16 protein-coding genes are annotated in these 16,973 nt (G+C 39.0%); 13 read left to right on the forward strand and 3 right to left on the reverse strand.

The window, feature by feature from the left end; all coding sequences use genetic code 11:
* Positions 1-55: 55 nt before the first annotated feature.
* The 9 genes from ABDZ97_RS01555 (at position 56) to ABDZ97_RS01595 (ending at position 6,917) form a co-directional block, all read left to right on the forward strand.
* The gene (locus ABDZ97_RS01555; RefSeq protein WP_343784386.1) at positions 56-472 is read left to right on the forward strand and encodes a hypothetical protein; all 417 of its coding nucleotides are present in this window, start codon (positions 56-58) and stop codon (positions 470-472) included.
* 230 nt (positions 473-702) lie between these two features.
* On the forward strand, positions 703-1,029 hold the full coding sequence (locus tag ABDZ97_RS01560) for a helix-turn-helix domain-containing protein (protein WP_343784388.1): 327 nt from the start codon (positions 703-705) through the stop codon (positions 1,027-1,029).
* Positions 1,026-2,075, forward strand: a complete 1,050-nt coding sequence (locus ABDZ97_RS01565; protein WP_343784390.1) for a DNA cytosine methyltransferase — start codon at positions 1,026-1,028, stop codon at positions 2,073-2,075. Before ABDZ97_RS01560 ends, ABDZ97_RS01565 begins: the two co-directional genes overlap by 4 nt.
* Complete coding sequence (locus ABDZ97_RS01570) at positions 2,072-2,914, forward strand: NgoPII family restriction endonuclease (protein WP_343784392.1); 843 nt, start codon at positions 2,072-2,074, stop codon at positions 2,912-2,914. The genes ABDZ97_RS01565 and ABDZ97_RS01570 overlap by 4 nt, the downstream gene beginning before the upstream one ends.
* Positions 2,911-4,395, forward strand: a complete 1,485-nt coding sequence (locus ABDZ97_RS01575; protein WP_343784395.1) for an AAA family ATPase — start codon at positions 2,911-2,913, stop codon at positions 4,393-4,395. Before ABDZ97_RS01570 ends, ABDZ97_RS01575 begins: the two co-directional genes overlap by 4 nt.
* A 193-nt stretch (positions 4,396-4,588) precedes the next feature.
* Positions 4,589-4,819 (forward strand): type II toxin-antitoxin system ParD family antitoxin, encoded by a 231-nt coding sequence (locus ABDZ97_RS01580; protein ID WP_425542640.1) that lies wholly within the window; start codon positions 4,589-4,591, stop codon positions 4,817-4,819.
* Positions 4,820-5,107: 288 nt separating this feature from the next.
* On the forward strand, positions 5,108-5,482 hold the full coding sequence (locus tag ABDZ97_RS01585; RefSeq protein ID WP_343784397.1) for a hypothetical protein: 375 nt from the start codon (positions 5,108-5,110) through the stop codon (positions 5,480-5,482).
* 47 nt (positions 5,483-5,529) lie between these two features.
* On the forward strand, positions 5,530-5,895 hold the full coding sequence (locus ABDZ97_RS01590; RefSeq protein ID WP_343784399.1) for a DUF2200 domain-containing protein: 366 nt from the start codon (positions 5,530-5,532) through the stop codon (positions 5,893-5,895).
* Between the two features lie 134 nt (positions 5,896-6,029).
* Positions 6,030-6,917 carry a LytTR family transcriptional regulator DNA-binding domain-containing protein gene (locus ABDZ97_RS01595; RefSeq protein ID WP_343784401.1) on the forward strand — a complete coding sequence of 296 codons (888 nt, stop codon included), beginning with the start codon at positions 6,030-6,032 and terminating at the stop codon, positions 6,915-6,917.
* 40 nt (positions 6,918-6,957) lie between these two features.
* Here the strand turns inward: ABDZ97_RS01595 and ABDZ97_RS01600 are convergent, their stop codons facing one another.
* The 3 genes from ABDZ97_RS01600 to ABDZ97_RS01610 all read right to left on the reverse strand — a co-directional run bounded on the left by ABDZ97_RS01600 (position 6,958) and on the right by ABDZ97_RS01610 (position 9,144).
* Positions 6,958-7,575, reverse strand: a complete 618-nt coding sequence (locus ABDZ97_RS01600; RefSeq protein WP_343784403.1) for a hypothetical protein — start codon at positions 7,573-7,575, stop codon at positions 6,958-6,960.
* Between the two features lie 10 nt (positions 7,576-7,585).
* A complete protein-coding gene (locus tag ABDZ97_RS01605; protein WP_343784405.1) occupies positions 7,586-8,395 on the reverse strand; it encodes an alpha/beta hydrolase in 810 nt (269 codons plus the stop codon).
* A gap of 206 nt (positions 8,396-8,601) precedes the next feature.
* On the reverse strand, positions 8,602-9,144 hold the full coding sequence (locus tag ABDZ97_RS01610) for a hypothetical protein (protein WP_343784407.1): 543 nt from the start codon (positions 9,142-9,144) through the stop codon (positions 8,602-8,604).
* Positions 9,145-9,327: 183 nt separating this feature from the next.
* Here ABDZ97_RS01610 and ABDZ97_RS01615 point away from each other — a divergent pair, with 183 nt between their 5' ends.
* The 4 genes from ABDZ97_RS01615 (at position 9,328) to ABDZ97_RS01630 (ending at position 16,910) form a co-directional block, all read left to right on the forward strand.
* Positions 9,328-12,618 carry a choice-of-anchor I family protein gene (locus ABDZ97_RS01615; RefSeq protein ID WP_343784409.1) on the forward strand — a complete coding sequence of 1,097 codons (3,291 nt, stop codon included), beginning with the start codon at positions 9,328-9,330 and terminating at the stop codon, positions 12,616-12,618.
* A 159-nt stretch (positions 12,619-12,777) separates the two neighbouring features.
* Positions 12,778-13,041 carry a cbb3-type cytochrome oxidase assembly protein CcoS gene (gene ccoS, locus ABDZ97_RS01620; protein WP_343784412.1) on the forward strand — a complete coding sequence of 88 codons (264 nt, stop codon included), beginning with the start codon at positions 12,778-12,780 and terminating at the stop codon, positions 13,039-13,041.
* Positions 13,022-15,211, forward strand: coding sequence for a cytochrome-c oxidase, cbb3-type subunit I (ccoN, locus tag ABDZ97_RS01625; protein WP_343784414.1), 2,190 nt, complete (start codon positions 13,022-13,024; stop codon positions 15,209-15,211). The genes ccoS and ccoN overlap by 20 nt, the downstream gene beginning before the upstream one ends.
* A gap of 190 nt (positions 15,212-15,401) precedes the next feature.
* Entirely contained in the window at positions 15,402-16,910 is a 1,509-nt protein-coding gene (locus ABDZ97_RS01630; protein ID WP_343784416.1) for a c-type cytochrome, read from the forward strand.
* The last annotated feature ends 63 nt before the right edge of the window (positions 16,911-16,973 follow it).

The raw sequence follows: 16,973 nt of genomic DNA on the forward strand, positions 1-16,973 counted from the left end.
GTTTGTAGTCTGATGGTGGGGTTATAATTAAGCTGTGCTTCATTATAAGAACGAAATGCGAAAAGTGCTTTGGAGAAATAGATGGTTAAGTTGTATTAATGAATTGACATCATTAGAACTTCAAAGACAGTCATGGACTGATAAAAGGAACTCAAATCCACATTGGTCATTCGTGGAATTTATGTGTAGCTATTTTGACGACTTAGGTATCGATAATAACTACGAATATCAATTGAAGCAAGGTTGGATTACAAAAACGGAATTTGACTCGATTTTGGCATGGCATCAACTACTCGACAAATATGACTCGCCAAACAAAGATGATTATGATGTTGAAGCCATATTAACTGACAAGAAATGGCGGATGATTATCGAAGAAGGTGAAAAGGCAAAGAATGAATTGAGTGCAATTATAAGTGACGAAGAGAAACGGGTTCTATTCGAAGAAATTGATTACAAACAATACTCGTGATTGAACTTGAAAAAGAATAAACGAAAGCACAACAACACCTATACGCAGTGTCCCGAAGGGCATTGCGTATAGCCAAACACGTTGTATGCCATTGGAATACGCCAGAAGCACATTTTAGCATTTTCGGCTTTTGCCAACCCACAAATCCAATGCTAAAAAACCAAAAGAGCTGAAGTTTTTCCAACGCACGAAGTAAATATTACTAGTAAAATATATATTTTTGTCAAAAAATGACAAGTCTTATAAGGATCACGTTTGGAGAGTATATCCGGCTTTTACGAAACGAAAACGAGTTGACCTTAACTCAACTTGCTGCCAAATTGAACTTGGACTCTGCAAACTTGAGCAAAATTGAGAACGGGAAACGTGATTTTGATGAAAAGAGATTGCCAAAACTTGCTGAAATATTCAAAATCAACCTCAAAGAATTAAGAAATGAATATATCACCGACCAAATCGGGAAACAGATTTACGAAACAAATTGCACCAAACAACTTTTACAAGTTGCTGAAGAAAAAGCAGAATACAGAAGAACGTTAAAAGAAAAAGTAATATGAAAATAGTATCATTTTTTGCGGGTGCAGGTGGACTTGATTTAGGATTTCAAAAAGCAGGTTTTGACGTTATATGGGCAAATGAATACGACAAAGAAATTTGGGAAACCTACGAAAAAAATCACCCAGATACAGTGCTTGACAAAAGAAGTATCGTGAATATTCCAGCAGACGAAGTTCCAGAATGTGACGGAATTATTGGTGGTCCACCTTGCCAAAGTTGGAGTGAAGCTGGAGCCGCAAGAGGAATTAAAGATAAAAGAGGTCAATTATTTTACGATTTCATTAGAATATTAGAAGCGAAACAACCTAAATTCTTTTTAGCCGAGAATGTAAGCGGAATGTTAATTTCCAAGCATTCAGAAGCATTGGAAGGAATTAAAGAACTTTTCAGAAATGCAGGAATTGGCTATGAACTTTCTTTTCAAATGCTAAACGCTTCAGATTATAATGTTCCCCAAGACCGAAAAAGAGTATTTTTTATTGGGATTAGAAAAGACTTAAATTTCAAATATCAATTTCCAACAGAGACATTCCCAAAAATCACATTAGAAACAGCAATTTCTGACTTAAAAGAAAGCGTTTTACCAGCTTTAGAATATAATAATACAAATGGAGATAAATGTGTTGTGCCGAATCACGAATATATGATTGGTAGTTTTTCTACAATATTTATGTCAAGAAATCGTGTTAGAAGTTGGGATGAACAATCATTTACAATTCAAGCAGGTGGTCGTCACGCACCAATTCATCCACAAGCACCAAAAATGAAATTTATTGAGCAAAATGTTCGAGTTTTTGTGCCAGGGAAAGAACATTTATACAGAAGGTTAAGCATAAGAGAATGTGCAAGAATTCAAACTTTTCCTGACGAATTCATTTTTCATTACAAAAAAGTTGCGGCAGGCTATAAAATGATTGGAAATGCTGTTCCAGTAAATCTTGCAAAGTTTTTAGCCAATAGTATAAAAGAACAACTAAAAACAAACGAAAATAAAGTTGAAAAACAAAAATCAATCAAAAAAGTAAAAGAAGCATTGATAGTATGACAAATATTTTAGAAGCAATCTACAATATCGTAAATCAAAAGAATTTTGAAATACGTGCAATGTATTCAGGTAGAAATCGAGCAAACGGAATGGGAGACGCTCTTGAAAACTACATCAAAGATGCCTTTGCAGGAACTTTTGGAGTTTCTGACGAATTGCATAAAATGCAAACCTATAATCAAAAATTCTCTTGGTTAGGCTCACAAAACAATCCGCCAGATATAATGATAAAGGGTGGAGATGCAATTGAGGTTAAGAAAACACAAAGTTCAAGTTCAAGTTTGGCATTAAACAGTAGTTATCCAAAAACGGATTTAAGACACACAAGTCCAATGATTACAAAAGAATGCAAAGAGTGTGAAGATTGGATCGTTAAAGATTTGATTTATTGTGTTGGGCATACAACTGATACAAGTTTAAAATCTTTGTGGATGGTTTATGGTAATTCTTATGCAGCCAAACACGAAACCTACCAAAGAATTAAAACGACAATTTCAAGCGGAATTAAAACAATTCCAGATGTTGTTTTTGCAGACACTAAAGAATTAGGACGAGTAAATCAAGTTGACCCATTGGGGATTACAAATTTGAGAATTAGAGGAATGTGGCAAATCGAAAATCCAAGGAAAGTATTTAATTATTTACATGAACCAACCGAGAAAGATTTTGAATTGGTTTGCATAATTCCAACTGAAAAATATAATAATTTCCCGAAAGACAGTAGAACAAAACTTGAAGAACTAAAAGAAAATGGATTTAGCATTGAAAACAAACAAATAAAAGACCCGAATAATCCTGCTAAATTAATGGACTGTAAACTTATAAAACTTTTGGTGTGAAACTAAAAAACCTCCATCTAGAAAATTTTAGACATTGTGAAAATACTGTCATTGAATTTGGTAACAAAATTACTGTAATATCTGGTCAAAATGGAACAGGAAAATCATCCATTCTAGGATGGATTGCACAACTTTGTGATTTTAAAGAAAAATTCAAGAGACTGAATGGAGAATACTTTAAAGAAGACTTTAGTAAAGTTTTCCGTTTTTGCCCTGAAAAAGATTATCCATACAACTACAAAGTAAAATTTGAATATGATGATGGTGGTCTTGTCCTAAATGAAAAGATAATAAAGACAAGGTTTTTAGAGGCAAGTAAAACAGCAAAATCAAGATACCGTACTGATTTTGATGGCAGAGGAAATGCAATTGATTTCCCGGTTATATATTTAGGATTGAGAAGGCTTATTCCTTTAGCAACAGAAGGAAATATTAAACTTGAAACACATAATTTATCAAGTAAAAATGCGAATTATTATTCAGCACTATCCAAAGAAATTCTAATACTTAATGACGATAAAATAAAAGCAGAATCTGTTAAATCGCTAAATAAAAAAGTGTTGGCAATGAAAACGGGTAACTATGGTCATCTTGGCAATTCTGCAGGTCAGGATAATATTGGGCAAATACTATCTGCTTTAATGTCATATGAAACACTTAAAGAACATCAAGGAAAAGATTATAAAGGTGGTATTCTATTGATAGACGAAATTGACGCTACTCTATATGCTGGCTCGCAAACTAAACTGATTGATAATTTGTTTAAAGCGACCAACAATTTAGACTTACAAATAATTTTCACGACTCATTCCCTAGAAATTTTAGAGCATCTTAAAGATAAATTAGGTCAAGACACGATCGTGAACTATTTAAAAATAGATGATGGTAAAGTTAATAATGTAATAAATCCAACATTTGAATATATATCTAACAAGATTAAAGTACAGATTGGAGAAAAGGAAAAAGTTAGTAAAACACCTTTCATCTGTGAGGACAAAGTAGCTGAATATTGGATTAAAAACTTGTTAAATGGGTCTGATTTGAAAAACTTAATTTCTGTAGAAAAAGGACCTTTTCCATTTGGAAGTATGATTAATATGGCAGAATCAAATCACAATATTTTCAAAAATGTAAGGTTTGTATTAGATGGTGATGTAAAAAATAATTTGAAGGGTAAAAAAACACCTCCCAAAACAGTATTTCTTCCTGATAATTGCCGACCAGAAACAATTATGTACAATTTTATCTACAGCCTACCCGACACAGATGCTTTTTGGGATGATCTAAATAATTTCACCAAACAAGTTTGCTTTGCTGATTATAGAAATGGTAAAGACAAAGGTGTCGTTAAAAGATGGCTTGAAGACATAAGATGGAAACCTTATTTTGGAACTGGATATGCTAAATTGTTTAACCGTTGGAAAAAAGATAACAAAGATGAAGTAGAAAATTTTCAAAATGAAATAAGGAAAATTATTTAGCTAAAGTCATACCTATTGTCAAGTCGCTCAAAGCCAACCACACGAACCAAAACTTGTCAAAGAGTATGTCTACAAACACTAAAAAAATAAAGCACGACAACACAACAAAATGTATAGTGCATACCCCTACGGGATACGCACCATACACAAACCGTTGCATGCAACTTGCTTACGTTACCAAGATTTGGTATATATGATTAAAATAAACCCCGAAAGGGGAAAAACACATCAATATCACTCGGAAATCATTAAAGAAGAAGTGAAATCTGGAAGGTACGGTTCTGGAAGCGAAGTTATTCGTTCTGCTTTAAGAGTTTTAGGAAGAGAATTAATTAAAGCTCTCGAAATTGGAGAACAAAGCGGATTTGTTGAAAATTTTGATCCAAAACAAAACCTGGAAGAATTGCATCGCCAGTATTTATGAGTAAAACAATTACCGAATAAGTCAAGAGGTGAAATGACTTGAGGAAAATCTGGGCTTACACACTAAATAAATGGTCGAAAGAACAAGCTGATAGGTATTACGACTTAATAATTGCGGAGATTGAATTCACACTTCGGTAATCAAAGCTTTTGTTTTTTTGTATCTTGCTTACAGTGTTGCTGTTTAATCCCGAAAAAGAAAAAATTGCAGTTGATTTTAATGTTTTGTTTTTTACATAAGGACATGAGCTTGAGACGACAAATAGTTATATTAAAAATGATTGTGCTTATGACGGGTTTGGCTGCATACGGACAAACAGAAACGAACGAATGTGATACTATATATGAGTTTGCAGAGACTATGCCAAAATATGGACAAGAAGACTCAGAGTTGATGGAATATTTTAACAAAAACGTGGTAACAGTTCTTTCTGATTGCTATGAAAGGGAAGCTATTCTTATTTCAAGAATATATGCTATACTCACAATCTCTCGTGAAGGAAATGTTATAGATGTAGAGTTTAAAAAACTTCATGCAACAGAAGAATGTAGAGAGTTTTTAAAGGAAAAAATTCTAAAAATGAAGGGTTGGACTTCTGCAAAACAAGGAAATAGAAAGGTTTGTTGTAGATTCAAATGGCCGATTACTATTAATTTGAAATAAGAATCAATTAGTACTGTTTTTAACGGGATTATTACACCAAAAACAACATGAAAACAACCCCTGAACACAATGAACGAATAGCGAAGCTGACATTTGCGTCGGTGTATCCACATTATGTTACAAAAGTTGAGAAAAAAGGAAGGACACAAGAAGAGCTACATCAGGTAATAGAGTGGCTGACGGGGTTTGATACGATGAAGCTGGAAGAACTCATCGACCGGAAAGTAACCTTTGAAACCTTTTTCGAAATGGCAACATTGAATCCGAATGCTAACCGGATAACAGGAATTATCTGCGGCTATCGGATAGAAGAAATTGAAAACCCACTCACGAAACAGGTTCGTTATCTGGACAAATTGGTGGATGAATTAGCAAAGGGTAAAAAAATGGAAAAAATCCTGAGAACGGTTTAAGAGAGAAAGATCAGATTATAGATAAAATTAACATGATTCCGGTCAGGAATCCCCAAAGTCTGCAAAACAAACTACGATACTCCGCTGAAAGATGGTAAATTTGCCGCGCACGAGTAAGTTGAGATAAAAATCAGATGCGGAAGATTACAGAGATACTGACAAGACCCTACCCCTATTTATTTTCCACCCGTAGAAACATAATGATAGCATTGGCTGTCGGACTGCTTGTAGCGGGAATTAATTTTGCGGGAATTCAGCAAAGTACACTGGATGTATACCGATTTGGCAAATTAACGGTTATTGCGCTTGCAGGAGTGACAACCTGTGTTGGAATTCTGCTCGTTATAGAAGGATTACCCCGGTTGGTTTTCTCCCAACGTGTTAAAGAAAACTGGACGACAGGAAAGGAATTTCTGCTGGTTGTATTCCTTTTGATAGTAATCGCCTTTTTGAACAACCTTGTTTTTTTCTCAATTACACGAAATACTAGTTTGGTAGACTATTCGGATCATTTGTTGAATTCCATTTATTTTGCTGTTCTTATCGGGAGTGTTCCGACAGCTCTGATTATCTGGCTCAACTATACAATTATCCTTCGCAGAAATCTTGCAGCGGTTAACTCCTACAATCTACAACTACAGGATCGACTGAGCAAACCGGTAAACACCCTGTCAGAACAATTGGTTAGAATTCCCACACAAAACAAAAATGAGATACTGGAATTCGATGTGTATCAATTTTTGTACGCCCGTTCGGAAGGCAATTACCTGGAGGTATACATGCTTATGCCCGAAGAAGTCAAGAGAATCGTTTGTCGTCTTTCTTTACAGCAGTTGGCAACGGATTTGGAAGAATACACGTTTCTATTTTCTCCGCATCGTTCTTTTTTGATCAATATGCGACACATCGTATCTACTTCGGGGAATGCGCGAAATTATCGGGTACAGTTGAAAAACGTTGATGTAGAAATTCCGGTTTCACGTACAAAATTTGAAGCCTTTAATACAGCTTTTGAAAACTAAAAAGCGCCTTCCTCAGGAGAAGAAAGCGCCTTTTACCGGGCTAGTTGAAATAATAACCAAAACCAATTGAAGGAAGGAATCTGGAGTCAAAATCGGCGAGTCGGGATCTTCCGCCGTCCAAAACCCCTTTCAGCGACAGCCAGGCTTCACACTTGATACTGAATTGCCGGATACGTACCCCAATAGATTGAGAGATTCCGTAATCAAAATACGTGTAATGATGTTTAAATGTCCTCTCGTGATTATCAAAGTCGGTTTTCCAGGTACCCTTTGAAAAGGTGTGCGTTACACCGGCATACGGTTCAACACCAATAAAAAAGTGTTTTTTCCGAAACGGGTACAGGAGTAGTTCACTGACAAAGTAGGCGCCCCCATCCAGTGTAAAACCATCTACATATTCGGTAAACCGGTTGGAGCTTTCCTGCAAGTAGCTGTGACGTGACGCAATACCCATGAACCATTCGAGATGTTGTCCCGAATGAATCGCCCATTTGGCTTTTACGATACTCCCGAAATGTGATCCGTAACTGGTATTGATAAAGTCAGAGGAGAGTAAAAAATCAAGTTTGAAAGGATGTGACTTTCGTGTACTGTCGGTTTGTGCAGATACTCCGTAAGAGAATAAGGAAGTAAGTGCAATTACAATGAATTTTTTCATGTTTGTGTGATTAAGGGATGAGCGATAAACCATTTTCGAAGCTGACAATCGGACTGTTCCGGTGAGAAGTGTTTTCCAGTTTTTCGTACTGAAAATGTAAACTGTCATAATCCCGGAGAAAAAGCTGTTCAGTAAATGCACCAAAAGCAAGATTCATTGACGCCCCTTCCAGATCCCCCATGGTCATATACAAATTCCCGGGTAAAGCCCCGGATTGTTTCGAATAGGCTTCTTCCGACTGAAACAAATAAGCATTATACCACATCAGATTCGGACTCGCAGCGATAATGGTTGTAAAAGGATGTTCAATATCCTGCTGAAGGAACACATACGTACTGAAAAATCCCCCCAGAGAATGTCCGTACAAGGTTCGGCTTTTAACGGGAATACCCAATTCCGTTTCAACGTTGGGAATAAGTTCTTCTGTCAGGCAGATCAAAAAGTTCTTTCCCCCTCCGGATTCTCCCGGGAAGTCCGGATCAGCCGGATAGGAGAAGTCCCGTCCTCTCAGGTTTTTACCCTTATAGCCGATTCCAACAACAATGTGATCGGTCTTTCCCGTTTTATGAATGACTTCGGCAGCTTCCCGCAGATAGTCGTCACCATCCAGAAGATAGATCATTTTTGCCGGAGTTGCCGGATTGTAGGTGTTGGGGATAACAGCCCTGATTGAATACGTTGTTTGCGTTTGTTGGGAGTACAGATCAAAAGCATGGATTTCTCCAAGTTCCGATAGTTTTTCTTTTTTGCACGAACTTAATGTCGCCATACCTAAAGCGAACACTAGAAACGAGCGATACAATTTTCCACCAGTTTTCATATTCTTTTTTTGAAATTAAATCTGGGGCAAAAGTAGAGAGGTGTCCGATGGTTTTTTTGCTGAAAACCTTACTATGGTGTGGAATGACGTGATTTTGGGATGAAATGGCAGGGAATGACTAAGCCTGTTTTTGTAGAGGTAAAAACAGAGGGTAAGAAAACGAACAATACCAGAATCCGTTAGCAGATCAAAACAAATATACTTTTTCAAAAAACAAGTCCGAGAGAGCCCCCAACGACATACTCCTGCTGTTTACTAAATTCATTAACAAGAGTAAAACCACAGTGAAAACCAAAAAAGAACTGGCCGATTCTGAATTTCATTCCCGGTTGTATTTGTAATCGGTACAAGCTAGTCATATCCAGCGTGGAATAGAGATTTCGTTTCTGAAAAGCAACACCCTGTAAAAGGGTGGTATAAACGGACCATTTGAACTCCTCTTTGTTTATCATGTAAATACCACCACCGATTCCCAGCCGAAGTCGATTAAGACTTCCATAAAAACGGGCATCTCCGCTCTGTTCTTCGAGTTTGTAAATACTATTTTGAGGTCCCAGTGTAAGTTCGCCGAAAACACGTTTATTTCCCATGCGGGCCATTATGTCAAAAGCAATTAATCCTACCGCTTCTTTTTTCGAAAAGGATTCGTGCTCTACCTGACATTGAAGCCCCATCCGGATAGTTTGGGAACGAAGTGTATACACCCCGGGTAACAGAAACACGACAAAAAGAAAAAGAAGCTTTTGCATTCTGGAAAAGTACTAATTTTCATAAAGAAAAGCGCAGAAGCACGTGCAGAAACGGAACATAAAATTCAGGTAATAGTGCTTTAACAAGGCTTAATACATATTCAAACAAGCGTAACCATTCGTTAATGAACGGTTGGTATGCATATTTCATCTTTGAAGTGAAATAATTAAAACACAATAAAGATGAAAAAAGGTTACCTGGTGATTGCCATTGGTTTAATCACATTTTTACAATCGACAGGGGCTTTGGGACAAAATCCCGGATTGTTGATTTCCGAGTTTTTGCAAAACCCTTCGGGGACTGATTCACCCTATGAATATGTTGAGCTACTTGCGACAGATGATATTGATTTTTCGGTGACACCTTATACAATTATCGTTACAAACAATGGAACTGCTCAGGCCGAAGGTTGGGTGACAGGTGGAACCTATACGTATGCATTTGAAATTTCTACAGGTACGGTTAGTGTCGGAGATGTAGTTTATGTGGGAGGGACATTAATGGCTCCTGTAGGAACAAAGTTGCGGATGATCGACACGGGTGTTGATGGAGGAGACGGAGGAGTAGGTAACGCTACATCCAGTGGGGTAATTGGAAACGGAGGTGCCAATGCAGATGGAATAGGTGTGTTTAATGTTCCTGTTTCGTCGATTACATCTTCTACTGTCCCAACAGACGCTGTTTTTTTTGGTACAGGAATTGGTGCTGCTGAAGTAAATGGCGGAGCAGACGGATACGAGCTTCCGGTGAATGACCTGTATAGCGGCGGAAAACTCACAGCTTCCAGCGCGTATGTTGTAGATGCCGATTTAACTGTGGCTTCGGGAATGTTTGACTTAACAACAAATACGTTTGTCATTCCACGAACATTCTCTTCAGGAACTGCTACTGAAACTTCCGAAATACTTTTTGGGAATGCTGCTCCCGTACAGATTGGTTTTGATGAAAACAACAGAACCGTAAACGAGGATGCCGGAACTATTTCGTTTACAATGACTCCGCTTAATGCTTCATCAAACCTGGCACAATTTGATTTGGAGATCGTTGGTTTTTCTACAGCAACAGATCAGTCGGATTTTTCAATTGCGCAAATGTCGTATACTATTCAACCCGGGGTAACCACTCCGATCACGGTGTCCGTAGAAATTCTGGAAGATCTTCTGGAAGAACAGTCAGAGTACATTACACTAACGATAGTAAATGAAAACAATGTACAGGTTAGCGGAAACCCTTCGATTACCCTATACATAACCGATAACGACAGAATACTACCGGCTGCAACAAACGAAGTAAAACTTCAGTTGCTGACTAGCTTTTCGAATGGAGCAGAAGACCTTTCTTCGGCAGAGATTACAGCATACGATGAAGGATCTTCTCAACTGTTTATTGCGAACAGCGTGGCAAACAACATTGATTTTGTAGATTTTCAGGATCCGTCAAATCCGGTTCTTGATTTTTCATTCAATGTAGACTCAATTGGTGCTGTAAATAGTATCACTGCCTACAATGGAGTAGTAGTGGTTGCTTTAGAGAATCTTGATCCGCAACAAAACGGGTATTTACTTTTTCTGGATGCAGACGGTAACTGGTTAAATCGTATCGAAGTAGGAGCAATGCCGGACATGGTGACTTTCAACCATGCGAAAGATAAAATCCTGGTGGCAAACGAGGGAGAACCAAATGATGATTACACGACAGACCCGGAAGGAAGTATCAGTATTGTAGATTATTCAGCGGGAGCGGCTGCTCTTACACAATCAGATGTTACGATGATAACTTTCACAGCGTATAATGGTCAGGAAGCAACCCTTAGAAATCAGGGCATTCGTATTTTCGGACCGGGAGCATCCGCTTCTCAGGATTTTGAACCGGAATACATTACCGTTTTGGAAAACGATGAGGTTGCTTATGTTTCCCTGCAGGAAAATAATGCACTGGCAGTACTTGATTTGGTAAACATTACGGTAGAGGATATTCTGCCATTGGGTACTATAGACCACAGCCTTTTTGGTTTTGGTATGGATGTAAGTAATGTGACAGAAGGTATTAACATTGCTAATTTCCCGGTAAAGGGAATGTTCCAGCCGGATGCCATCTCATCTATTACAATTGACGGGTCGTCTTATATCTTTACAGCCAACGAAGGAGACTCGCGTGATTATGGCGGATATAGTGAAGAAGCGCGAATTAAAAACCTTGTGCTTGATCCGACTGTTTTCCTGGATGCAACGTTCTTACAAAGAGATGAAGTTTTGGGAAGATTAAACACGACACTGGCAAATGGCGATGCGGATAATAACAACCAACACGAAGAAATTTACACCTACGGAACCCGTTCATTTAGTATTTGGGATGCGGACGGAAACCTTGTTTTTGACAGCGGTGACTGGTTTGAACAAATTATTGCAGCAGATCCTGTCTTTGCAGAAATGTTTAATGCAAGTAATACGGGAATGAGTACAAAGAACCGCTCAGATGATAAAGGTCCTGAACCGGAGGGAATCGAAACAGCATACATTAATGGAGTGCCTTTTGCCTTTGTTTCGTTGGAAAGAATAGGTGGAGTAATGTTGTTTACTATCAGTGACCCGACAGCTCCTCAATACTTAGGTTATTACAACAACCGGGATGTTGTTACCAACGGACCGGATAAAGGAGCAGAAGGTTTGCTTTATATCGAAGCAGATGCATCCCCGAATGGCAAGGCACTTTTGATTCTTTCCAACGAGGTTTCCAGTTCATTAACCATCTTCCAGGTAGAGACTTGTCAGGAGTTGTCAGGGTTGACAATTGCTACTACAGACGGAACGGACGAGTATTGTGAAGGATTTTCTACTGAAATCGTCGCGACATCTTCTTCTACTTTGGATTACCAGTGGAATCTTGATCATTCGGAAATATCCGGAGCAACAGAAAGCTCTCTGGAGGCTGATACACCGGGAGCCTATTCGGTTTCTTTTACCAACACAGCTGAATCCTGTTCAGGAACAACAGCGGCATTGGATATTGAAGAATTGCCGGCTCCTGTTCCAACAATCACCAGTTCGGATGACGCACTTACAACAGAGGTGTTTACTGGGTATGAATGGTATTTTGAAGGAAGTGCGCTTCCCGATTCGGATCAGCAGATCTGGACACCTACAGAAAACGGAGATTATACCGTTGTAGTAACCGGAAGTAATGGATGTGAAGGAACTTCTGCGGTGTACACGGTAATGGGGCTATCCCTATCTGATTTTGAAAATCCTACATATACGGTTGCTCCTAATCCGGCTAATGAGACGGTAACCATTTCAACACAGGCTGACTTTAATGTTGCGTTGTATGATGCGGGAGGAAACCTTGTACACAAAAGCGAATCACAGAATAAAGGAGCAAATATTGCTGTTTCCGGGTTATCTAATGGGGTGTATTATATACAGATCACATCAGAAACGGTATCGGAGACATTTAAATTAGTCGTGCAACACTAAGCCGACAATCTGAAAATAATCGTGACAAAGCCTTCTGAGTAATCTGCTCGGAAGGCTTATTTTTTTGATTAAAAACCAGATAGGAAATGAAACCGGAAATAAATTAACTTCCAATTTTTGAGTTAGTTATATTTTCGTATATTTCGTCATGACAAAATCATGACAAAAGTCATTTTACTACCTGATGCTTGTCACTTACTTTGCTCGTTGAAAGAACTTACTTTGCCGATAGATATGGGAATAATATACATGATGATAGCGGTTAGTTTACTCCTTGCAATAGTCTTCCTTGTGTCCTTTATATGGGCGACAAAGGACGGACAATTTGACGACGACTACGCTCCGGCTGTTCGCATACTTTTCGACGAAGAAACAAAACAGGAAAAAGACAAAAAACAAATAGATGGAAATCCAGAAGTTTAGTTACGACAATGTGATCGTAAAGAAGTTCGCTTATGCGACTATTATTTGGGGAATCGTAGGAATGACTGTCGGGCTTATAGCAGCTCTTCAGCTCGCTTTTCCACAGTTTTTTAACGACCACCTTTCGGTTAAATATATTTCCTTTGGTCGTATTCGTCCCTTGCATACGAATGCTGTGATTTTCGCTTTCGTAGGAAACGCAATTTTCACGGGGGTTTATTATTCACTTCAACGTTTGTTGAAGGCCCGGATGTGGAGTGGTGCGCTTTCCAATATTAACTTCTGGGGGTGGCAGTTTATTATTGTCTGTGCTGCTATTACACTTCCTTTGGGATACACAACCTCAAAAGAGTACGCGGAACTGGAATGGTGGATCGACATCCTGATCACATTAATGTGGGTTGTATTCGGTCTCAACATGTTCATGACAATTATTAAGCGTCGTGTAAAGCACTTGTATGTAGCCATCTGGTTCTATATCGCAACGTTCGTAACAGTAGCAATGCTGCACATATTTAATTCATTTGAAATTCCGGTTTCATTTATGAAAAGTTACTCGTGGTATGCCGGAGTACAGGATGCATTGGTACAGTGGTGGTATGGACATAATGCTGTGGCATTCTTCCTGACAACACCATTCCTGGGGTTGATGTATTACTTCGTTCCGAAAGCAGCAAACCGTCCGGTCTATTCATACCGTCTTTCAATTATTCACTTCTGGGCTTTGATCTTTATCTATATCTGGGCAGGACCTCACCATCTTTTGTACACAGCACTTCCTGATTGGGCACAGTCACTGGGCGTTGTTTTCTCTGTAATGTTGATCGCTCCGTCTTGGGGAGGAATGCTGAACGGACTGTTGACACTTCGCGGAGCCTGGGACAGAGTGCGTGATGATGTTACATTGAAATTCATGGTGGTGGCTCTTACCGCTTATGGTATGGCAACTTTTGAAGGACCACTGCTTTCCCTGAAGAACGTAAATATGATCGGTCACTATACTGATTGGATTATTGCACACGTACACGTTGGTGGACTGGGATGGAACGGAATGTTGACGTTCGGTATGTTGTACTGGTTGTATCCTAAATTATGGCAAACAAAATTGTATTCAAAATCGTTGGCAAACACGCACTTCTGGATTGCTACCCTGGGAATTATCCTGTATGCAATACCGATGTATGTGGCAGGTTTTATGCAAGGTTTGATGTGGAGACAATTTGCAGCTGATGGTACATTGATGTACAAAGACTTTTTGGAGACCGTTACTGAGTTGAAACCGTACTACATCTTACGTTCATTAGGAGGATTGTTGTACATCTCAGGAGTAGTTCTGATGGCATACAACCTTATCAAGACCGCTCGTTCAGGGTCATTCCTGAGAAACGAAGAGGCAGAAGCTCCGGCTTTGGCAAAATCTTCAGGAGGACGTAAAAAAGGAGAATACTGGCACAAGTCTATCGAACGTAAACCAATTCGTATGTTGGTGATCAGTTTGATCGTGGTGGCCGTGGGAGGAATCATCGAGATTATACCGACCATTATTGTCAAAACCAATGTGCCGACAATTTCAACTGTAAAACCTTATACTCCGCTTGAATTGGAAGGTAGAGATATCTATATACGGGAAGGATGTAATAACTGTCACTCACAGATGATACGTCCCCTTCGTTTCGAAACCGACCGCTACGGAGAATACTCAAAAGCAGGTGAGTTTGTATACGATCACCCATTCCTGTGGGGATCAAAACGTACCGGTCCTGATTTGGCAAGAGAAGGAGGACTTCGTTCCAATCAGTGGCATTACAGTCACATGATTATGCCGAAAGAAGTTTCTGCAAACTCGATTATGCCGGCATATGCATGGATGGCGGAAGACGATCTGGATATTTCATTGACAGAAAGAAAAATAACAGTGATGCGTCAATTGGGCGTTCCTTATCCGGAGGGATATGAGAAACAGGCAGTTGCCGACCTGAAAGTACAGGCACAGGAAATCGCAGCGGATATCGTTAACAATATGTCAAAGAATCCGACTCAGGAGAAAATTGATGATCTGGCGAAAAAGGATATTGTTGCTCTGATTGCTTATCTGCAACGATTGGGTACGGATATCAAAGCTGTAGAAGTTGAAGAAAATGTTGAACAGACAGCTCCGGCTGCCGAATAACCAAAAGAGATGTTAAAGTTTATAAAACATCACATGTCTACGATCGAGAACATTGAGATATTTCCAATCATCTCCCTGTCCATATTCGTAGGATTCTTCGCGATACTTCTGTACCGTGTGATACGAATGAAAAAAAGTGAAATATCGGAAATTGAAAATATTCCCTTTGAGGATTAAAAACCGGAAGACAATGAAAAAGCAAATGAAGAAATATATCCTTGGAGCATTGGTACTGGTCGCGTATGGGTTACAATTGCACGCACAGGACGGTAAAGAGTTATTTGAGACAGTATGTAGTACCTGTCATAAAATCAATGATAACTCGACAGGTCCAAAATTGAAAGGTGTACGTCAATTGTGGGCAGATGCAGAAGAATCTGATTTATTGTACGAATGGGTGAGAAATCCGGCCGGATTGATAGAAAGCGGAAAAAGTAAGCGGGCAATTGTTGCTGAAGCATACAGCCCGACAAAAATGACGGCACAAAATCTTACCAACGAACAGATCGATGCTGTTTTTGATTACGTAGAGAATTGGCAGCCTGAGCCTGAAGAACCAGAAATTGCGGGTGACGGACAGGTAGCTCCTACGATTGTTCAGAATTACAAGGAAAATCAGAAAATGTTTTACTGGATGATTGGAGCCATGGTGGCATTGTTGATCGCAATTATTGTAATGGCTTCTTCTATTCAATCGTTCATGAAGTCTGACTATTTCAAAAAGCGAATGAAAGACGCTTATGACCGTCAACATGGGGGAGGTGCACAAAAACTAACCATGCTTGCTTTAATTGTCGGGGCATTGTCTTTCCCTGCTGCTTCTATGGCACAGTCAATGGATATAGGAGCCGATGAGGTTCTCTTCAAAATAACAACCAGTGACCTTTATCTTGTAGGAGCAATCAATATCGTATTACTGTTTGTGTTGATTTATCAGGCGCGTCTTTTCCGGTCACTGTACCGAATGACACTAACTCCGGAACAGCAAAAATCCGTTGAAAGTGAAGGAATCACAGCTAAGAAGATCAATAAAATCCTTACGGATGCTGTGGATATCGAAGATGAGCAGTCTATCCTGCTGGATCACGAATATGACGGAATTCAGGAGTTGGATAACAACTTACCACCATGGTGGGTTTGGGGATTCTATGCTTCGATTGTGTTTGCGGTGATTTACCTGTTTAACTATCACATCCTAAAAACGGCTGACTTACAGGTGGCTGAATACGAGAAAGAAGTAGCTCAGGCAGAGATTGAAATTGCTGAATACCGAGCTAAGATGGCAATGAATGTGGATGAGTTCAATGTAACGTTACTTACAGATGAATCTGCTTTAGCAACTGGTAAAACATTGTTTACGAAAAATTGTCAGAGTTGTCACATGGAAGATGGACGGGGAGATATCGGACCGAACCTGACGGATGATTATTGGATTTACACCAATGATATTGCAACCGTGTTTAAAACGGTAAAATACGGTACGCCGAACGGAATGCCGGATCATGAAAAGAAACTTAACCCTATAGAGTTACAACAGGTAGCCTCTTATGTATTATCTTTAGAGTATGTAGCAGGTAAAGAACCTGAAGGGGAATTAATGAAGAAACAGGAAGTTGAAGAGACAACTCCTGATGAAACTGAAAATTCATCAGAAGAAGAATCCGTTGATGAGGAATCTGGTGATTCAACAGAAGAATAATCAAAAAAAGCCTCATCAGAAATGATGGGGCTTTTTTAAAGTTTGTGATTGTGACTAAAGTCG

The sequence above is a fragment of the Wandonia haliotis genome (assembly GCF_039523435.1).
In the GTDB taxonomy this organism is placed as follows: Bacteria; Bacteroidota; Bacteroidia; order Flavobacteriales_D; family Crocinitomicaceae; genus Wandonia; species Wandonia haliotis.